Source organism: Paracoccus pantotrophus, assembly GCF_008824185.1.
GTDB lineage: Bacteria > Pseudomonadota > Alphaproteobacteria > Rhodobacterales > Rhodobacteraceae > Paracoccus > Paracoccus pantotrophus.
Map to the genome: position 1 here is coordinate 468,654 of NZ_CP044426.1, position 16,803 is coordinate 485,456.

The 16,803-nt window shown below is 69.2% G+C and carries 20 protein-coding genes; 11 read left to right on the forward strand and 9 right to left on the reverse strand.

Features of this window, described 5'->3' with window-relative positions:
• Nucleotides 1-13 precede the first annotated feature (13 nt).
• The gene (locus ESD82_RS12715) at nt 14-562 is read right to left on the reverse strand and encodes an HdeD family acid-resistance protein (protein WP_024843192.1); all 549 of its coding nucleotides are present in this window, start codon (nt 560-562) and stop codon (nt 14-16) included.
• 237 nt (nt 563-799) lie between these two features.
• Here ESD82_RS12715 and ESD82_RS12720 point away from each other — a divergent pair, with 237 nt between their 5' ends.
• Nucleotides 800-1,222, forward strand: a complete 423-nt coding sequence (locus ESD82_RS12720) for an ABZJ_00895 family protein (protein WP_147428189.1) — start codon at nt 800-802, stop codon at nt 1,220-1,222.
• Here the strand turns inward: ESD82_RS12720 and fmt are convergent.
• The 7 genes from fmt to def (ESD82_RS12750) all read right to left on the reverse strand — a co-directional run bounded on the left by fmt (nt 1,219) and on the right by def (ESD82_RS12750) (nt 7,195).
• Nucleotides 1,219-2,112 carry a methionyl-tRNA formyltransferase gene (fmt, locus tag ESD82_RS12725; protein WP_147428188.1) on the reverse strand — a complete coding sequence of 298 codons (894 nt, stop codon included), beginning with the start codon at nt 2,110-2,112 and terminating at the stop codon, nt 1,219-1,221. The genes ESD82_RS12720 and fmt overlap by 4 nt on opposite strands.
• Nucleotides 2,113-2,138: 26 nt before the next feature.
• Nucleotides 2,139-3,017, reverse strand: coding sequence for a dienelactone hydrolase family protein (locus ESD82_RS12730; protein WP_147428187.1), 879 nt, complete (start codon nt 3,015-3,017; stop codon nt 2,139-2,141).
• Nucleotides 3,002-4,639, reverse strand: a complete 1,638-nt coding sequence (locus ESD82_RS12735) for an alpha/beta hydrolase (RefSeq protein WP_024843188.1) — start codon at nt 4,637-4,639, stop codon at nt 3,002-3,004. The genes ESD82_RS12730 and ESD82_RS12735 overlap by 16 nt, the downstream gene beginning before the upstream one ends.
• A gap of 301 nt (nt 4,640-4,940) precedes the next feature.
• Nucleotides 4,941-5,108 (reverse strand): hypothetical protein, encoded by a 168-nt coding sequence (locus tag ESD82_RS21810; RefSeq protein WP_155984336.1) that lies wholly within the window; start codon nt 5,106-5,108, stop codon nt 4,941-4,943.
• Between the two features lie 231 nt (nt 5,109-5,339).
• Nucleotides 5,340-5,840, reverse strand: coding sequence for a peptide deformylase (def, locus tag ESD82_RS12740; RefSeq protein WP_147428186.1), 501 nt, complete (start codon nt 5,838-5,840; stop codon nt 5,340-5,342).
• Nucleotides 5,841-6,126: 286 nt separating this feature from the next.
• A complete protein-coding gene (locus ESD82_RS12745) occupies nt 6,127-6,681 on the reverse strand; it encodes a peptide deformylase (RefSeq protein ID WP_024843186.1) in 555 nt (184 codons plus the stop codon).
• Nucleotides 6,674-7,195 (reverse strand): peptide deformylase, encoded by a 522-nt coding sequence (gene def, locus ESD82_RS12750; protein ID WP_024843185.1) that lies wholly within the window; start codon nt 7,193-7,195, stop codon nt 6,674-6,676. Before def (ESD82_RS12750) ends, ESD82_RS12745 begins: the two co-directional genes overlap by 8 nt.
• A 92-nt stretch (nt 7,196-7,287) precedes the next feature.
• Between def (ESD82_RS12750) and ESD82_RS12755 the strand changes: the two genes are divergently transcribed.
• The 5 genes from ESD82_RS12755 (at nt 7,288) to ESD82_RS12775 (ending at nt 12,116) form a co-directional block, all read left to right on the forward strand.
• On the forward strand, nt 7,288-8,472 hold the full coding sequence (locus tag ESD82_RS12755) for a MalY/PatB family protein (RefSeq protein ID WP_024843184.1): 1,185 nt from the start codon (nt 7,288-7,290) through the stop codon (nt 8,470-8,472).
• Nucleotides 8,469-9,119, forward strand: a complete 651-nt coding sequence (locus tag ESD82_RS12760) for a L,D-transpeptidase family protein (protein ID WP_024843183.1) — start codon at nt 8,469-8,471, stop codon at nt 9,117-9,119. The genes ESD82_RS12755 and ESD82_RS12760 overlap by 4 nt, the downstream gene beginning before the upstream one ends.
• 56 nt (nt 9,120-9,175) lie before the next feature.
• Nucleotides 9,176-10,552: an MATE family efflux transporter gene (locus ESD82_RS12765; RefSeq protein ID WP_147428185.1), complete on the forward strand. Its 1,377-nt coding sequence runs from the start codon at nt 9,176-9,178 to the stop codon at nt 10,550-10,552.
• 31 nt (nt 10,553-10,583) lie between these two features.
• A complete protein-coding gene (locus tag ESD82_RS12770; protein WP_024843181.1) occupies nt 10,584-10,820 on the forward strand; it encodes an Lrp/AsnC ligand binding domain-containing protein in 237 nt (78 codons plus the stop codon).
• A 192-nt stretch (nt 10,821-11,012) separates the two neighbouring features.
• A complete protein-coding gene (locus tag ESD82_RS12775) occupies nt 11,013-12,116 on the forward strand; it encodes a pyridoxal phosphate-dependent aminotransferase (RefSeq protein WP_147428184.1) in 1,104 nt (367 codons plus the stop codon).
• Between the two features lie 49 nt (nt 12,117-12,165).
• Here the strand turns inward: ESD82_RS12775 and ESD82_RS12780 are convergent, their stop codons facing one another.
• On the reverse strand, nt 12,166-12,648 hold the full coding sequence (locus tag ESD82_RS12780) for an Lrp/AsnC family transcriptional regulator (protein WP_028709929.1): 483 nt from the start codon (nt 12,646-12,648) through the stop codon (nt 12,166-12,168).
• 122 nt (nt 12,649-12,770) lie between these two features.
• Here ESD82_RS12780 and ESD82_RS12785 point away from each other — a divergent pair, with 122 nt between their 5' ends.
• The 5 genes from ESD82_RS12785 to ESD82_RS12805 are packed head-to-tail and all read left to right on the forward strand — an operon-like array spanning nt 12,771 to nt 16,738.
• The gene (locus ESD82_RS12785; RefSeq protein WP_024843178.1) at nt 12,771-13,097 is read left to right on the forward strand and encodes a DUF2849 domain-containing protein; all 327 of its coding nucleotides are present in this window, start codon (nt 12,771-12,773) and stop codon (nt 13,095-13,097) included.
• Nucleotides 13,090-14,754: a nitrite/sulfite reductase gene (locus tag ESD82_RS12790; protein ID WP_024843177.1), complete on the forward strand. Its 1,665-nt coding sequence runs from the start codon at nt 13,090-13,092 to the stop codon at nt 14,752-14,754. The genes ESD82_RS12785 and ESD82_RS12790 overlap by 8 nt, the downstream gene beginning before the upstream one ends.
• Complete coding sequence (locus tag ESD82_RS12795; protein WP_024843176.1) at nt 14,747-15,478, forward strand: phosphoadenylyl-sulfate reductase; 732 nt, start codon at nt 14,747-14,749, stop codon at nt 15,476-15,478. The genes ESD82_RS12790 and ESD82_RS12795 overlap by 8 nt, the downstream gene beginning before the upstream one ends.
• The gene (locus tag ESD82_RS12800) at nt 15,475-15,846 is read left to right on the forward strand and encodes a DUF934 domain-containing protein (RefSeq protein ID WP_147428183.1); all 372 of its coding nucleotides are present in this window, start codon (nt 15,475-15,477) and stop codon (nt 15,844-15,846) included. Before ESD82_RS12795 ends, ESD82_RS12800 begins: the two co-directional genes overlap by 4 nt.
• A gap of 55 nt (nt 15,847-15,901) precedes the next feature.
• Nucleotides 15,902-16,738 carry a ferredoxin--NADP reductase gene (locus ESD82_RS12805; RefSeq protein WP_024843174.1) on the forward strand — a complete coding sequence of 279 codons (837 nt, stop codon included), beginning with the start codon at nt 15,902-15,904 and terminating at the stop codon, nt 16,736-16,738.
• Nucleotides 16,739-16,803: the final 65 nt, after the last annotated feature.

Here is a 16,803-nt window from a genome sequence, read left to right on the forward strand (position 1 = left end):
GCAACCGCGCAACCTAGACCGGCTTCAGCCCCTTCAACCGGAAGGCCAGCACGATCATCGCCACGCCGATCAGCAGCGCGAACAGGCCGATCAGCCAGGCGATGCCCAAGAGCCCCGCGGCCGGCACCAGCGCCATCAGCACGCCCCAGACGACCAGCAGCAAGCCGCTGAGCCCCAGCGCCCATTCGCCCTCGATCTCGTCCCGCAGCCGGAGGGCGGCGATGATGCGCAAGACGCCGGCGACCACGCCCCAGGCGGCCATCCAGATGATGAAGGCCAGCGCCGTCGCCGCCGGCCAGAACAGCGCCATTAGGCCGATGATGATCGACAGGACGCCGTCCAGCCCCCAGGCCCACCAGCGGTCGTCCTCCGCCTTGCGCCGGAAGGCCGTGACGATCGCCATCACCCCGTCGAAGATCGCATAGGCGCCAAAGACCAGCAGCAGGGCATAGACGGTCAGCCCCGGCCAGATCAGCGCCATCAGGCCGAACAGGATCGCCGCGATGCCGCGCAAGAGCGGCATCCACCAGTGATCGGCCATCACCCGGATCAGGTTTTCCATCGCCGCACCTCTTGGATCATACCATGCGCGCGATTAGACCGCATACCCGTGCAGGGTGCAAATGCCTGGCGAGGCGGGGGCATGCGGCGCAAATTTGTCCGTTTTGTCCTTGCCCTGTTCCCGCACCGGGAGCCATGGTTCGGGGAAAGAGGGTAGCAATGGGCGCAGGCAATACCGCGAGGCCGGTTTCCGCGATGCGGCTGGTGATCCATTTCTTCGGGGGTCTGGTTTGGGGGGATGGTCCTGTTCGGGCTGCTGGCCTTCATGGCGGCGGGTCATGGCATCGAGTTGCGGAACGACGCGGCGGGCCTGATCCTGGTCTTCATCGCGAGCCTGACCTCGGGTCATCTCTGGTATCGCCGCGAAAACGCCGTTCCCGCGCCGGGGCGGATGTTGCGGGCCGCGCTGCTCTGCATGCTGTTCTTGGCGATCTTTCACGCCGCGGTGATCGTGGCGATCCTGGCCCGTATCCCGCAATTTCCGGCCTTTGGCCGGCTATCGCAATCCGGGCGCGAGATGCTTTGGGTCGTGCTGGCGGGGGCGGCGCTGTTCTTGGTGCCGGTCGCCCGCATCGGACTGGGCCTGGGCATCCGCCAGGGCTGCAAGGCGGCGGAAAAGGTCGCCGAACGGGCTGCCCGCAAGGTTGCCCGGCAGGGCTAGCCCAGCCGGTCGGGCAGGGTCATGCCGCGCAGGATCTCGGCCGCGGGCATCGGGCGCTTCCCTTCGCGCTGCGCCTCCAGCACCTCGATGGCGCCTTCGCCGCAGGCGATGGTGAAGCCCGACAGCACCCGGCCCGGCGCGCCCGGACCGGCGGCGAGGCGCGAACGCAAGAGCTTCACCCGCTCGCCCCCGATCAGGCACCAGGCGCCGGGAAAGGGCGAGAGGCCGCGGATCTGCCGGTCGACCTGCGCGGCCGGCCGCGTCCAGTCGATCCGCGCCTCGGCCTTGTCGATCTTTTGCGCATAGGTCACGCCCTCGGCCGGCTGCGGCCGGGCGGGCAGGGGCAGGCGGTGCAGGGTCTCGACGATCAGCGCCGCACCCATCTCGGCCAGCCGGTCGTGCAGGTCGGCGGTGGTGTCCTCGGGGCCGATGGCGGTGCGCGCCTCGGCCAGCACCGGGCCGGTATCCAGCCCCGCCTCCATCTGCATGATGGCGACGCCGGTCTCGGCATCGCCGGCCATGATCGCCCGATGGATCGGCGCCGCCCCCCGCCAGCGCGGCAGAAGCGAGGCGTGGATGTTCAGGCAGCCCAGCCGCGGCGCCTCCAGCACCGCCGGCGGCAGGATCAGCCCGTAGGCCACCACCACCGCCACATCGGCGGCGAGCGCGGCGAAATCCGCCTGGTCCTGCGGCGCTTTCAGCCGCTCGGGCGTGCGGACCGGCAGGCCCAGTTCCTCGGCGGCGCGATGCACGGGCGAGGGGCGGGGCTTCTGTCCGCGCCCGGCCGCGCGCGGCGGCTGCGAATAGACCGCGACGACCTGGTGCCGCGCGGCGATGGCCCGCAGCGCCGGGACCGAGAAATCGGGTGTGCCCATGAAGATGACGCGCATCGCTGCCCTCCGTTGTCCTTGCCGCCTCATATCCCGGTCGCGGGCGCGGCAAAACCCTGCATGAAGGCGCGGATGTCGCGGGTGGCCTGCGCCCGTGCTGCCGGGTCGAACTCCAGCGGCGAGAGCGACGAGCGTTCGCGCTGGTCGAAGCCGTGATTGATGCCGGGATAGGTGATGACGGCCAGATGCGCGCCCTGCGCGACCAGATCCTCGCCCATCCTCTGGCAATCGGCGGAATCGGTGATCGAATCCAGCTCGGCCAGCAGCATCAGCCCCTGCACATGGCCGGGCCACGGTCCCTTGGCCGCGCCGTTCAAGAGGCCGCAATAGGGATAAAGCAGCACCACCGGGCCAAGCGGCGCGGCCAGGCTGCCGCGCGGCGCGGGCCAGGCGGTCAGGCCGGGCGGCGGCTCGTCCTCGCCGAGAGCGCGCAGCAGTTCCATCACCGTCCAGCCGCCATGCGAGGCGCCGAGCAGCGCCACGTCCGAGGCGTCGATGCCCGGCATCTCGCGCAGCGCCGCCAGCGCCACGGCCAGGTCTCCGGCGCGCTCGGCCCCCGGCAGCACCTGCCCGGCGCAGAGCGCCCGCCAGGCCTGCGCCTTGTCCAGCAGCCGCGGCGCATGGCTGTCCAGGATCAGCGCCGCCCGGCCCATGGCCACGAATTGCTGCGCCCAATAGTCCATGTTGTCATGCACGCCGTCGCAGCCCGACAGCAGCACTGCGGCGGGATGCGGGCCGGGACTGTCCGGCCGCAGGATGCGCCAATGCGGTTCCAGCCGGGCCAGCCGCTCGGCCGGGGTCTCGGTCGCGGGCTGCCAGCCGGCATAGTTGCGCGCCGTGTTCAGCGCCAGCGCCAGGGCCACCAGCCCCAGCAGCGCCGCCGCAAGGATCAGCCGTTTGCGCATCCGAGTCGCCCTTCCTGGCCGCAGATCGCCTTGAGCCGTTCGGTATCGGCCGCCGTCCAGCCCGCGGGCGCGGTGACCGCCACCCAGCCGTCGATATAGTCGCGGGCGTGATAGCTATGGCCGAAGCCCGGCGGCGCCGAGGTCGAGACCAGCATGTCCACCGCCAGCTGCAGCTGCGTCACCACCGGGGTAAAGCGCAGCCGGGGCGAGACATCGGGCGCCGGCGCCTCGCGCATCCATTCCGGCGCCCGCCACAGCGAGGCCGGATCGTAGAACACGATCGGATCGCTGGCATATTGCAGGAACAGGATGCGCAGCCGCCCCCAGGGCCGGCCGATGCGGTCGGGCGGCGCGTATTGGCTGGCATAGCGGATCACCTCGCCCTCATCCAGCTCGGGCAGGACGAAGCGGCTGCCGGGCTGGCGCGCGCCGTTGGCCTGCCGCCACAGGGTCGAGGTAAAGGGCGGGCCTACCCAGAAGGCGCCGGCGACCGGCTCGTTCATCATCTGGAACGGGTTGAAGGCATACATGGACGACCAGGCGCCCAGCGAGATGCCGTGCAGATACAGGCGCGGCCGCCGGTCCGGGGGCTGGTGGCGCCAATGCTCGTAGACCGCGCGCATCAGCGCCGTGGTCTGCTCGAGGCCGGATTCGGTCTCGAAGATCAGCGCCAGCGGGCTTTGCAGATAGGAATATTGCACCGCTACCGTCGCCACGTCGCCGCCATGCATGTATTCCAGCGCGTCATAGCTGGCCGGGTCCATCCAGCCGGTGCCGGTGGGGCTGGCCAGCACCAGCACCTTGCGCTCGAAGGCGCCCACCCGCAGCATCTCGTCCAGCGCCAGCCGGGCGCGGGCCTCGGGGCTCTTGTCCTGGGCCAGGCCGACATAGATGCGCAGCGGCTCCTTGGCCGGGTGGCCGGTGAAGCCCGAGATGGCGCGGGCGCGCGGCCCGCCCAGCACGAAGTCGCGCCCCGGCTTGCCCATCAGCTCCCAGTCGATGCCGGACGCGGCCGAGCCGGGCTGCCAGGATTCGGCGGGTGCTGGCACGCTGGGATCGGTCAGGTGCTGGGCCGCGGCATAGGAACTGTCGGCGATGCGCATCGCCCCGTTCACCACCCCGTCGCGGGTCAGCGTCACCACGATCAGCGCCGCCAGCAGCAGGCCCAGCACATTGGCGCTGCGCACCGGGATATAGCGCGCCAGCCGCAGCCGCAGCAGGTCGAACAGCGCCTGGATCGCCTTGCCGATCACGAACAGCGCCAGGAACACCGCCAGCGCCAGGGCCAGCATCTTGGCGGTATTGTTCACCTCCAGGTCCGGCATGCCCATGCGGGCGCGGATGCTGTTCTGCCATTCGCCCGACAGGATCACCCCGCGGCCCAGCAGGACCAGCACCGGCACCGCCAGGACCGCATGGGCGATGCGCGCCGGCCGGCCCCGCAACACCGGCAGTTCCAGCGCCCGCCACAGCGCCAGCAGGAACTGGGTCATCACATAGCCCGCCGCCATCGAGACACCGGCCAGCACGCCCTGCATCAGCCAGTCCCTCGGGATCAGCGAAGGCGTGAGCGAGGCGGCGAAGAACAGCAGACCGGCAAGAAGGGGCAGCACGGAAAACATCTCTGGCCTGGCGTCCCTCGGGCTATGCCCGCACGGGCGGCGGGCAGGTGGCAGCGGGAAAGGGCTCCGGCCCCAGGATGCACAGGGGGCGGGGCGTGTCGGAGGGCGCGTTCCCTCCGCCCGTTCGCCCCCGAGGTTAAGGGGGCGGGGCGGCAAAGAAAAGCGCTTGCCGTCGCGGTCCCCTTCCCGCGCCCCCGCCCCACACCCGGCTCCTTGCGTGCAGAAAGCCCGAGCTTCACCCGCTGGTGAAGGCGGGTCTGGGCTTCGGTCGTGTCGCGCTCGGTCCTGACGCTGATGCCCGTCATTGAAAATCCCCCGTTTCAGCGCGATATTCGTGGCGTGGGCGAGCCAGACAGGTGATGTGTCCAGATAGCCCTCCGCGCGACGGTCGGATCACCCCGGCCGTCATTTTCGTTTCCAGCGCGATTTCCCGCCGCGCCTGGATACCATTGGCGTCGGGGATGCCCATGCGGTCCTGCTGCGCCAGGCAGATCGTGACAGGTTCCCACCCCCGCTCACCGCGCGCAGAAAACCCTCGTCCTCCAGCGCCGCGCCGGTGGGCAACTGCCCCGGCCGCTTGCGCAGAAAGCCCTTTCACCGTTTTCCAAATACCCCTGCGGCCTTGCACTCTCCCCAGCGCGCCCAAATGGGGCGACAGCGGTTCCAGCTAGACCCGCGCTGTGCGTGGCGCGCGATCCGGTCAGCGGCGGGCCAGCTTGGCCGATTTCGCCACCAGCATCTTGCGGCGCAGGGGCGAAAGGTGATCGACATAAAGCCGGCCGTCCAGGTGGTCGATCTGGTGCTGCACCGAGGTCGCCCAGAGGCCGACGAAATCCCGCTCCTCGATCTCGCCATCGGCATTGAGGAAACGCACGGTGACGGCGCGCGGCCGCTCGATCCGGGCCGAGACGCCGGGCAGGTTCGGACTGGCCTCCTCATGGGCGCGCAGCTGCACGCTGGCGTGCAGGATCTCGGGATTGGCCATGCGCAGGGCCTGGCCGCGCTTGTCGGATGCGTCCACCACCGCCAGGCGCTGCATGATGCCGATCTGCGGCGCGGCAAGGCCGACGCCGGGCATCGCCTCCATCGTGTCGATCATGTCGTCCCAGATCATCCGCACGGTCTCGGTGATCGCGGGAACCGGCTCGGCCGGCATGTGCAGGCGGCGGTCGGCATAGGGCAGGAAGGGGCGGACGGTCATCGGGGCGGCCTTGTCAGGGATGGCCGCCCGGCTACCACGGCGGGGAATGAAGGTAAATCCGGCCCGGACTGTCCACCCGCCGCGAATCGCGCCGGACATGGAAGGCGCCCTGCCCATAGGCACGCCATTCGTCGTGGGACGGCTGGCATCCTTCGCGGCGGCGGGCCAGCCGCCGGCCGAGCCAGAGGCCGGCGAGAAAGCAGAGAATCTGGGACAGCGGGAACAAGCGGCGACTCCGGCGGCGGCATCTGCTCCCCCGGTCTATCGCGAAACGGTTAAGGCCGGCTTAACGCACGGTGGAATCCCGGCCGTCCAGCGCATCGAGGATCAGCCGGCCGTCCAGATGGTCGGCCTCGTGCTGGGCGATGCGGGCCTCGATGCCGGCCAGGGTCAGCAATTGCAGCGTCCCCATCAGGTCGAAGCAGCGCATCGAGACCGTCACCGGCCGGCTTACCGCAGCCGGCCGGCCGGGGATCGAGAGGCAGGCTTCCTCCAGGGTCTCGACCATGCCGCCCAGGGGCAGGATTTCGGGGTCGAGAACCACGCGGGGCAGGGGCGCGCCGGCCTTCCAGCCGTGATCCATGACGAAGATGCGCCAGCACTCGCCGATCTGCGGCGCGGCCAGGCCGCGGCCGCCGGCGTCATACATGGTCGCCAGCAGGTCGGCCGCAAGCTGCGAAAGCGCGTCCCAGCCCAGCCGCCCCACCGGCGCGCAGACCTGGCGCAGCGCCGGGTGGGGATGGACCAGTATCGGGCGGATGCGCCCGCGGGCGGCCAGCGCGGCGGGGTCGGGCCCCCTGGACGCCTGCGCGGCATCCTGGCCCGACAGGGGCTCAGGCACGGCCGCGCTCGCGCTTAAGCTTGACCATCTTGCGGGTGATCATCTGGCGCTTGATCGGACTAAGGTAGTCGATGAACAGCTTGCCGTCGAGATGGTCGATCTCGTGCTGGGCGCAGGTGGCCCAGAGCCCCTCGAAATCCCGCTCATGCGTCTTGCCGTCCAGGCCGAGCCAGCGCACCTTGACCTCGGCCGGCCGCGTCACGTCGGCATATTGCTCGGGGATCGACAGGCAGCCTTCCTCGTAGGTGTTCAGCGCCTCCGAGCGCCAGGTGATCTCGGGGTTGACCATGACGATGGGGTTGCGCGGCGCCTCGGGATCCTTTTCGCAATCCATGACGTAAAGCCGCGACAGCACGCCCACTTGCGGCGCGGCCAGACCCACGCCCGGCGCGTCATACATGGTGGCCAGCATGTCGGCGGCCAGGGTCTCGATCTCGGGGGTGATGCGGGCCACGGGCTCGCAGGGCTTCTTCAGCCGCGGATCGGGGTGGAGGATGATGCTGCGCAATGTCATGACCGTGATCTAGGGCAAGCCTTGGCCTTGCGCAACAAGCCGCTATGCTGCCCCCGAACAGAAAGCGCCCGAACGGAAAACGAGGGGAAACCATGGTCCAGCCCGATTTCGACGAGATCATCGACCGCACCGGCACCCATTGCTCGAAATGGGACGACATGCAGGCGATCTACGGCGTTTCGCCCCAGGACGGGATCGCGATGTGGGTCGCGGACATGGATTTCCGCCCGCCGGCCTCGGTGCAGCGCGCGGTCGAGGCGATGGCGGCGCATGGCGTCTATGGCTATCCCGGCGCCAACCCGGCCTATCTCGAGGCGATCCGCTGGTGGATGGAGACACGCCACGGCTGGCAGATCGAGCCGGACTGGATCCTCTCGGCGCATGGGCTGGTCAACGGCACGGCGGTCTGCGTCGATGCCTTCACCCGGCCGGGCGACCGGGTGATCGTCATGACCCCGGTCTATCACGCCTTCGCCCGCGTCATCCGCGCGTCAGGCCGCGAGGTGGCCGAGTTCCCGCTGGCCATCCGGGATGGGCAGTATCGCATGGACTGGGAGGGCTGGCGGAAGCTGCTGACCGGGCGCGAGCGGATGCTGATCCTGTGCTCGCCCCACAATCCCGGCGGCAGGGTCTGGAGCGCCGAGGAACTGCGCGAGGTCGCCGATTTCTGCGCCGCCCATGACCTGATCCTGGTCTCGGACGAGATCCACCACGACCTGGTCCTGCCCGGCAGCCCGCGCCATTCGGTGCTGGCGACCGTCGCGCCCGAGGCCGCGCCGCGGCTGGTGACGCTGACCGCCGCCACCAAGACCTTCAACATCGCCGGCGCCCATATCGGCAACCTGATCGTGGCCGACGAGGGGCTGCGCAAGCGCCTGCAAACCCGGTTGATGGCCCTGGGCATCTCGCCCGGCCTGTTCGGGCCGGGCATGGTCGCCGCTGCCTATTCGCCCGAGGGCGCGGCCTGGGTCGATGCGCTGGTGGCCTATCTGGACGGCAACCGGCGGTTGTTCGACGAGGGCGTGAACATCATTCCCGGCCTGCGCTCGATGCCCTTGCAGGCGACCTACCTCGCCTGGCTCGACTTCTCGGGCACCGGCATGGAGCGCGCCGAGTTCACCCGCCGGGTCGAGCATGGCGCCCGCATCGCCGTCAACCACGGCGGCAGTTTCGGCACCGGCGGCGAGGACTTCCTGCGCTTCAACATCGCCACGCCCCGCGCCCGGGTGGCCGAGGCCGTGGCGCGGCTGCAAGAGGCGTTCCGCGACCTGCAATGAGACGGCTGGGCGGGCTCTTCTCGGTGCTGTGCCTGGCGGCGGTGCTCTGGGGGCTGTGGCTGATCTGGGCGCCGCAGCCCGCGCCCGTCCCGGTGCCGCAGCCGCCGGCGGCCGGCTGGCACTGGCCGCGCCTGCCCGATCTGCGCCTGCCCGAGTTCCGGCTGCCGCGCATCACCCTGCCGCCGGTCTTCCAGCGCCCGCCGGCAAGGCCGGAGGCGCCCATCGCCTCGCCGGTCCAGCGCATCCTGGTCGAGAAATCCGCCCGCCGCATGACGGTGTATCAGGAAAGCGGCCCGCCCCGGACCTTCCGCATCGCCCTGGGCTTCGCGCCCGAGGGCGACAAGAGCCGCGAGGGCGATGGCCGCACGCCCGAGGGCATTTTCCGCATCGACCGGCTGAACCGGCAAAGCGCCTATCACCTGTCGCTGGGCATCGACTATCCGCAGCCCCGCCACCGCGAGGCGGCGCGCCGGCTAGGCGTCAGCCCCGGCGGCGACATCATGATCCACGGTCAGCCGAACCAGCTGCCCGACGGCTTTCGCGTCAAGGGCGACTGGACCGCCGGCTGCATCGCCGTCGACAATGCCGAGATCGAGGAGATCTTCGCCCATGCCCGCATCGGCACCGAGGTCGAGATCCGGCCCTGAGCCGTGACGCGGCGCGACGCCTTGCCGCAGCCCTTGCCCAAGGATAAGGCAGGGGCATGACGTTTCACCGCTACGCCCCGCATCTGCGCGCGACGCTCGCGCTCGGGCTGCCGCTGGTCGGCAGCCACCTGGCGCGCATGGCCATCCATGTCGCCGATACCGTCATGGTCGGCTGGTACGGGGTCGAGGAGCTGGCGGCGCTGGTTATCGCCGTGTCCTTCTTCAACATCCTGTTCTTCCTGGGCATGGGCTTCGGTATCGGCGTCATGGGGCTGATCGCCACCGCCATCGCGCGGGGCGACGAGGTCGAGGTGCGCCGCTCGGCCCGGATGGCGCTGTGGCTGTCGCTGGGTTTCGCCGTGGCGGTGATCCCGGCCATGTGGCATTCCGAGCCGATCCTGCTGGCCATCGGCCAGGAGCCGGTGGTGGCGCGGCTGGCGCAGGACTACCTGCGCATCGCCGGCTTCGGCCTGATCGCGATGCTGTGCCAGTTGACGCTCAACAGCTACCTGGCGGCGATGGAGCGGCCGCAGGTGGTGCTGTGGATCACGCTGGCGGGTCTGCCGCTGGTGATCGTGCTGAACTGGCTGCTGATCTTCGGCAATCTGGGCGCGCCGGAACTGGGGGTGCGGGGCGCCGCCATCGCCGCCATCGCCGTGCAGTTTTCGCAGCTTCTGGCGATCGCCGCCTATGCGGCCTGGCTGCCGGCGGCGCGCAAATACCAGCTGTTCCGGCGCTTCTGGCGCCCCGACTGGGCGGGGATGCGGGCGGTCTTCGTGCTGGGCCTGCCCATCGGGCTGACCATGGTGGCCGAGGGCGGGCTTTTCGTCGGCTCGAACGTGATGATGGGCTGGATCGGCACGCGCGAGCTGGCCGCGCACGGAATCGCGCTGCAGCTCGCCTCGCTGACCTTCATGCTGCATCTGGGCATGTCGAATGCCGCCACCGTGCGCATCGGCCAGGCCAAGGGCCGGGGCGACGGCCGCTGGATGCGCGACGCCGGCGTGACAGTGACCGCGGTTTCGGTGGTGATCGCCGCGCTGGCCATGGCGGCTTTCGAGCTGTTCCCGCGCCAGCTGGTCGGGCTCTACCTGGATGCCTCGGATCCCGAGACCCCGGCCATCGTCGGGATCGCGGCCGGACTGCTGTTCTATGCCGGGCTGTTTCAGCTGACGGATGCGATGCAGGTGATTGGGCTGGGGCTGTTGCGCGGGGTGCAGGACACGCGCGTGCCCATGGTGATCGCGGCCATCAGCTATTGGCTGGTAGGCATCCCGGTGGCCTACGGGCTGGCCTTCGTCGCCGGGATGGGCCCGGCCGGCCTGTGGCTGGGGCTGGTCGCGGGGCTGAGCCTGGCCGCGGTGCTGCTGATGCGCCGCTTCTGGCGCGGCTTCGCGCGCGGGGACTGGACCTGCGAGGCGCGCGTGGTCTAGTCTGACGCGGCAAGAGATCGAGAGGTTCGCCATGCGCCCGGTTTTCGTCCAGTTCCGCTGCTCGCCCGGCAAGACCTACGAGGTCGCCGATGCGATCTATGACCGCGAGATCGTCAGCGAGCTTTACTCGACCTCGGGCGATTACGACCTCTTGGCCAAGATCTACGTGCCCGAGAACCAGGATGTCGGGCATTATCTCTCCGAAAAGCTGTTCGACATCCCGCATATCGTGCGCACGCTGACGACGATCACCTTCAAGGCGTTCTAGGGGCAAGGCTTTCCAGGGGGTGTCCCCGCCGCGCCTGCTGCGCCCTGGGGCTTCGCCCCGTTCGTCGCTGAAAAAGGTCCGGCGGACCTTTTTCCGGGCGCTCCTCACCCCCCAGGATATTTGTCCAAGGAAGAAGCCGGCAGGCCGGCGCGGCCCTTGCGCAGGGGCGGAGTTTGGGGTTTCTGTGGCGCCATGATGCGCTTTCGCTTTGCCCCCATTCCCGCCGCGCTGCCCGCGACCGTTCCCTTCACCGGCCCCGAGACGCTGGAGCGCCGCCGTGGCGCGCCGTTCCGCGCCCGGCTGGGCGCCAACGAGAACGGCTTCGGCCCCTCGCCCAGGGCGGTCGCGGCCATGGCGCGGGCGGCGGCGGAGGTCTGGAAATACGGCGATCCCGACACCCACGACCTGCGCCATGCGCTGGCCGCGCATCACGGCGTCGCGCCCGAGAACATCATGGTCGGCGAGGGGATCGACGGGCTCTTGGGCCTGCTCGTGCGGCTGATGGTGGCGCCGGGCGAGGTGGTGGTCAGTTCGGACGGGGCCTATCCGACCTTCAACTATCACGTGGCGGGTTTCGGCGGCCGGCTGGTCAAGATGCCCTATCGCGACGATGCCGAGGATCCCGAGGCGCTGGCCGCCGCCGCGCATCGCCATGGCGCGCGCCTGGTCTATCTGGCGAACCCCGACAACCCGATGGGCAGCTGGCATCCCGGCCGGCGCATCGAGGCCATGCTGGGCGCCCTGCCCGAGACGAGCCTGCTGGTTCTGGACGAGGCCTATGCCGAATTCGCTCCCGCCGATGCCATCCCCCGCATCGAGCCCGAGGACGCGCGGGCGATCCGTTTCCGCACTTTCTCCAAGGCCCATGCCATGGCAGGGGCGCGGATCGGCTATGCCATCGGCCCGGCGGAACTGATCGCCGGCTTCGACCGCATCCGCAACCATTTCGGCATCGGCCGCATCGCCCAGGCCGGCGCGCTGGCCGCGCTGGAGGATCGCGACTGGCTGGCCCATGTCCTGGCCGAAACCGCCGCCGCCCGCGCGCGCATCGCCGCGATCGCGCGCGAGAACCGGCTGGAGGCGCTGCCCTCGGCCACGAATTTCGTCGCCGTCGACTGCGGCCGCGACGGCGCCTTTGCCCGCGCCCTGCTGGATGCGCTGGCGCAGGAGGGCATCTTCGTGCGCATGCCCGGCGTTGCGCCGATGGATCGCTGCATCCGCGTCTCCTGCGGCCCCGAACCCGAGATGGCCGCCTTCGCCGAGGCGCTGCCCAGAGCGCTCAGGGCGCTGGCCTGACCGTTTCACCGTTTCACAAATACCCCTGCGGCCGCGCCGCCGGCGGCGGTCAGTCCAGGGGAAGCGCCGTGGTCGCCTTAAGCTCTTCCATCGAGAGAAGCGCCGTGACGTTATGGATCCTCACCTCGGAAATCAGCGCCTGGTAGAAGCGGTCATAGGCCCGCGCATTGCGCACCCGCACCTTCAGGATATAGTCGATGTCGCCGGCCAGCCGGTGCGCCTCGATCACCTCGGGACGGGCGCGCACCGCGGCCAGGAAGCGGCGCGCCCAGTCCGGGTCGTGCTCGCTGGTGCGGATCAGCACGAAGAAGCAGGCGTCGAGCCCCAGCGCATCGGGGTCGAGCAGCGCCACCTGGGACCGGATCACCCCGGCCTCGCGCAGCTTGCGAATCCGGTTCCAGACCGGGGTCTTCGAGGCCCCCACCCGTGCCGCGATGTCGTCGAGCGACAGCGTGGCGTCCTCTTGCAGCAGGGACAGGATTTTGCGGTCGGTGTCGTCCAGCCGGATGGGAGTTTGCCTGTTGTCGCTCATTGTGAAACCTCGTCCTTGCTGCGCGGCTGACATGCGGAGATGTTTCTTATTTTTCTGCCCCACTCGTCAATATGGGGGATTTTTTTCTATATAGATGCCAGAGGAAACGAAAGGCAAAGGCCATGTCCAAAGGCTTCACCCCATCCCCCGCGACCCCCGGCGTCATCACCGCGAATGACCTGCGCATGGGCCATTGCGTGTGGATGCGCGATGGCAAGTGGACCGCGGACCCCCGCGAGGCCGAGCTGTTCGAGGACGAGGCCATCGCCGAACTGGCGCTGCTCGACGCAACCTCTCAGGCCCATCTCGTCGTCGGCCCCTACCTGGTCGAGGCGAAGCGCGGCGCCGACGGCCGCCCCGAGCCGGCCCATTTCCGCGAGGCGTTCCGCCGCAGCGGCCCGACCCACAAGCATTTCCAGCAAGCCGAGTTCGAGGCCAGCAATGTTTGACGCGCGTCCCCAGCACAACGACCAGCATCGCGAATACCTGCGCCACCGCACGCAGCAGTTTCGCCAGCAGGTCCAGCGCCGCCTGGACGGCAGCCTGACCGAAGAGGAATTCCGGCCGCTGCGGCTGAAGAACGGCGTCTACCTGCAGCTGCATTCCTACATGTACCGGGTGGCGATCCCCTATGGCGCGCTGACCCCGGACCAGCTGCGCATGCTGGGCCATGTGGCCGAACGCTGGGACCGCGGCTATGGCCATTTCACCACCCGCACCAATATCCAGTTCCACTGGCACAAGCTGGTCGACATCCCCGATTCCATGGAGGCGCTGAACTCGGTCGGCATCCACAGCATCCAGACCTCGGGCAACACCATCCGCAACGTCAATGCCGACGCTTTCGCCGGCGCTGCCGACGACGAGCTGGAGGATCCGCGCCCCTGGGCCGAGCTGATCCGCATCTGGTCCACCGACCATGCCGAGTTCCAGTTCCTGCCGCGCAAGTTCAAGATCTCGGTCTCGGCCGGCAAGCAGGACCGCTCGGCGGTCTCGGCCTATGACATCGGGCTGCGCATCGTCGAACAGGACGGCGCGCGCGGCTTCCAGGTCTGGGTCGGCGGCGGGCTGGGCCGCACGCCCTATCTGGGCCAGGTGATCCGCGATTTCCTGCCGCAGGCCGACCTGCTGCCTTACCTGGAGGCGATCCTGTCGGTCTACAACCTGACCGGCCGGCGCGACAACAAGTGGAAGGCGCGGATCAAGATCACCGTGAACGAGCGCGGCCTCGACGTGTTCCGGGCCGATGTCGAGGAAGAGTTCAAACACCGCCGCCGGCAGTTCTCGGGCCTGGACCAGGAGATCCTGCGCGAGTTGCGCGCCCGGTTCGCGCCGCCGGAATTCCGCGATGCCCCGGTCGAGGGCTATGAGGCGGCGCGTGCCGCGAACGGCGCCTTCCGGGCCTGGACCGACAGCAACCTGCATCCGCACCGCGTTCCGGGCTATGCCAGCGTCATCGTCACGCTGAAGGCGCCGGGCGCCACGCCGGGCGACATGAGCGCCGAGCAGATGCGGCTGGTCGCCGACCTGGCCGAGCGGCTGGCCCATGGCGACATCCGGGTGAACCACGACCAGAACCTGGTGCTGCCGCATGTGCGCAAGGCCGACCTGCCCGAGCTTTACGCCGCGTTGCGCCAGGCGGGGCTGGCCACGGCGAATTTCGGCAAGATCACCGATATCATCTCCTGCCCCGGCATGGATTACTGCACCCTGGCCACCGCGCGCTCGATCCCGATCGCGCAGGACATCGCCGCGCATTTCCGCGCCCGCGGCCTGGAGGACGAGATCGGCGAGATGAAGATCCGCATCTCGGGCTGCATCAACGCCTGCGGCCATCACCACCTGGGCCATATCGGCATCCTGGGCCTGGACCGGGCCGGGGTCGAGAACTACCAGATCACGCTGGGTGGCGACGGCTACGAGACCCCGACCCTGGGCCAGCGCGCCGGCGCCGGCTTCCCGGCGGACGAGGTGGTGCCGGCCATCGACCGGCTGATCGACGCCTACCTGGAACTGCGCGAATCGCCCGAGGAGCGTTTCATCGACGCCTATCGTCGCCTGGGGGTGGCTCCGTTCAAGGCGGCGCTGTATCCGGCCGATGCTTGATCAGGCGCTGGATGCCCGCGCGGCGCGGCTGAACGACCGCTATCGCCACCACGCGGCGACCGAGGTGCTGCGGCGCGCCCTGCGCGACCCCGACCTGGGCTCGACCACGCTGGTTTCCAGTTTCGGGGCGGAATCGGTGGTGCTTCTGCACATGGTCTCGGTGGTGGCGCCGGGGACGCCGGTGTTGTTCATCGACACGATGATGCTGTTCCAGGAGACGCTGGACTATCAGCTGGAAGTGACGGAACGGCTGAAGCTGACCGATGTGCGGGTGATCCGCGCCACCGAGCGCGAGGTGGCGCTGAACGACCCGGACGGCACGCTGCACCGGTTCAACACCGATGCCTGCTGCGATTTCCGCAAGACCGTGCCGCTGGAGCGCGAGCTGTCCAGGTTCGACGCCTGGATCACCGGCCGCAAGCGCTTCCAGGGCGGCGAGCGCCAGCAGCTGGAGTTCTTCGAGGCCGAGCCGCCGTCGCGGCTGCGCATCAACCCGCTGGCCCATTGGCGTCCGCAGGACGTCCAGGACTACATGGCCGAGAACAACCTGCCGCGTCACCCGCTGGTCGCCAGGGGCTATGCCTCGATCGGCTGCGCGCCCTGCACCTCGCCGGTCAAGCCGGGCGAAGACCCGCGCGCCGGCCGCTGGCGGGGCAGCCAGAAGACCGAATGCGGCATCCATTTCATCGGCGGGCGCATGGTCCGCACAGGAGCGAAGGCATGAGCGATTTCATTCTGGTCCGCGATGACGGCTTCCACCCCCATGACGGGGTCGAGCCGGTCACCCTGGCGCCCGATACGAGCCTGGCCGATCTCGAGTCCTATCTGGCGCATGACCTGATCGCCATCGACTTTCCGGCCATGACCGACGGGCGCGGCTTCTCGCTGGCCCGCATGCTGCGCCAGAAGGGCTACAAGGGCCGGCTGCGCGCCGTGGGCAAGCTGATCGCGGACCAATATGCCATGGCCCGCCGCGTCGGCTTCGACGAGGTGCAGATCCCCGCCGCGCTGGCCGAGCGCCAGCCGCAGGACCAATGGCTCTATCGCGCCGATTGGCGCGACTGGGACCATCGGTCGCGGCTCGCCGGCTGAAACCTGGGGTTTCGCCCCGTCCTCCCATGCATTAGATAGACCGGGAATCCCGAACATGACACTGGATCTTTCCGTGGACCTTGCCGCCAAACCCGCCAAGACGTTGCCCGACGCCCAGACCGTGACCTCGGTCAGGCACTGGACGGACCGGCTGTTCTCGTTCCGGGTGACGCGGCCGGCCAGCCTGCGCTTCCGCTCGGGCGAATTCGTGATGATCGGTCTGCCGGACGACAACGGCAAGCCGATCCTGCGCGCCTATTCCATCGCCTCGCCCAACTGGGACGAGGAGCTGGAATTCTATTCGATCAAGGTGCCGGACGGGCCGCTGACCTCGCGGCTGCAGAACATCCAGCCGGGCGACCAGATCATCCTGCGCCCCAAGCCTGTGGGCACGCTGGTGCTGGACGCGCTCCTGCCCGGCAAGCGGCTGTGGTTCCTGGCCACCGGCACCGGCATCGCGCCCTTTGCCAGCCTGATGCGCGACCCCGAGACCTATGAGCGCTACGAGCAGGTGGTGATGATGCATACCTGCCGCACCGCCGACGAGCTGGCCTATGGCCGCGAACTGGTCCAGAACCTGCGCCACGACCCGCTCTTGGGCGAGCTTTACGGCGAGGAATTCGCCAGCCGGCTGCTGTATTACCCGACGACGACGCGGGAAGCGACGCAATACACGGGCCGGATCACCGACAACCTGACCTCGGGCAAGGTGTTCGCCGACCTGAACCTGCCGCCAATGGATGCGGCAAATGACCGCGCCATGATCTGCGGCAGCCTGGCCTTCAACACCGATGTGAAGGCGGTACTGGAAGGCTTCGGCCTGCGCGAGGGCGCCAACAGCGATCCCAAGGAGTTCGTGGTCGAGAAGGCCTTCGTCGGCGACGGCATCTGACGCCGCAGCCGGGGGCTTTGCGCCCCCGGACCCCCGCAGGATATTTGGACAAGAAAGAAGCCCGG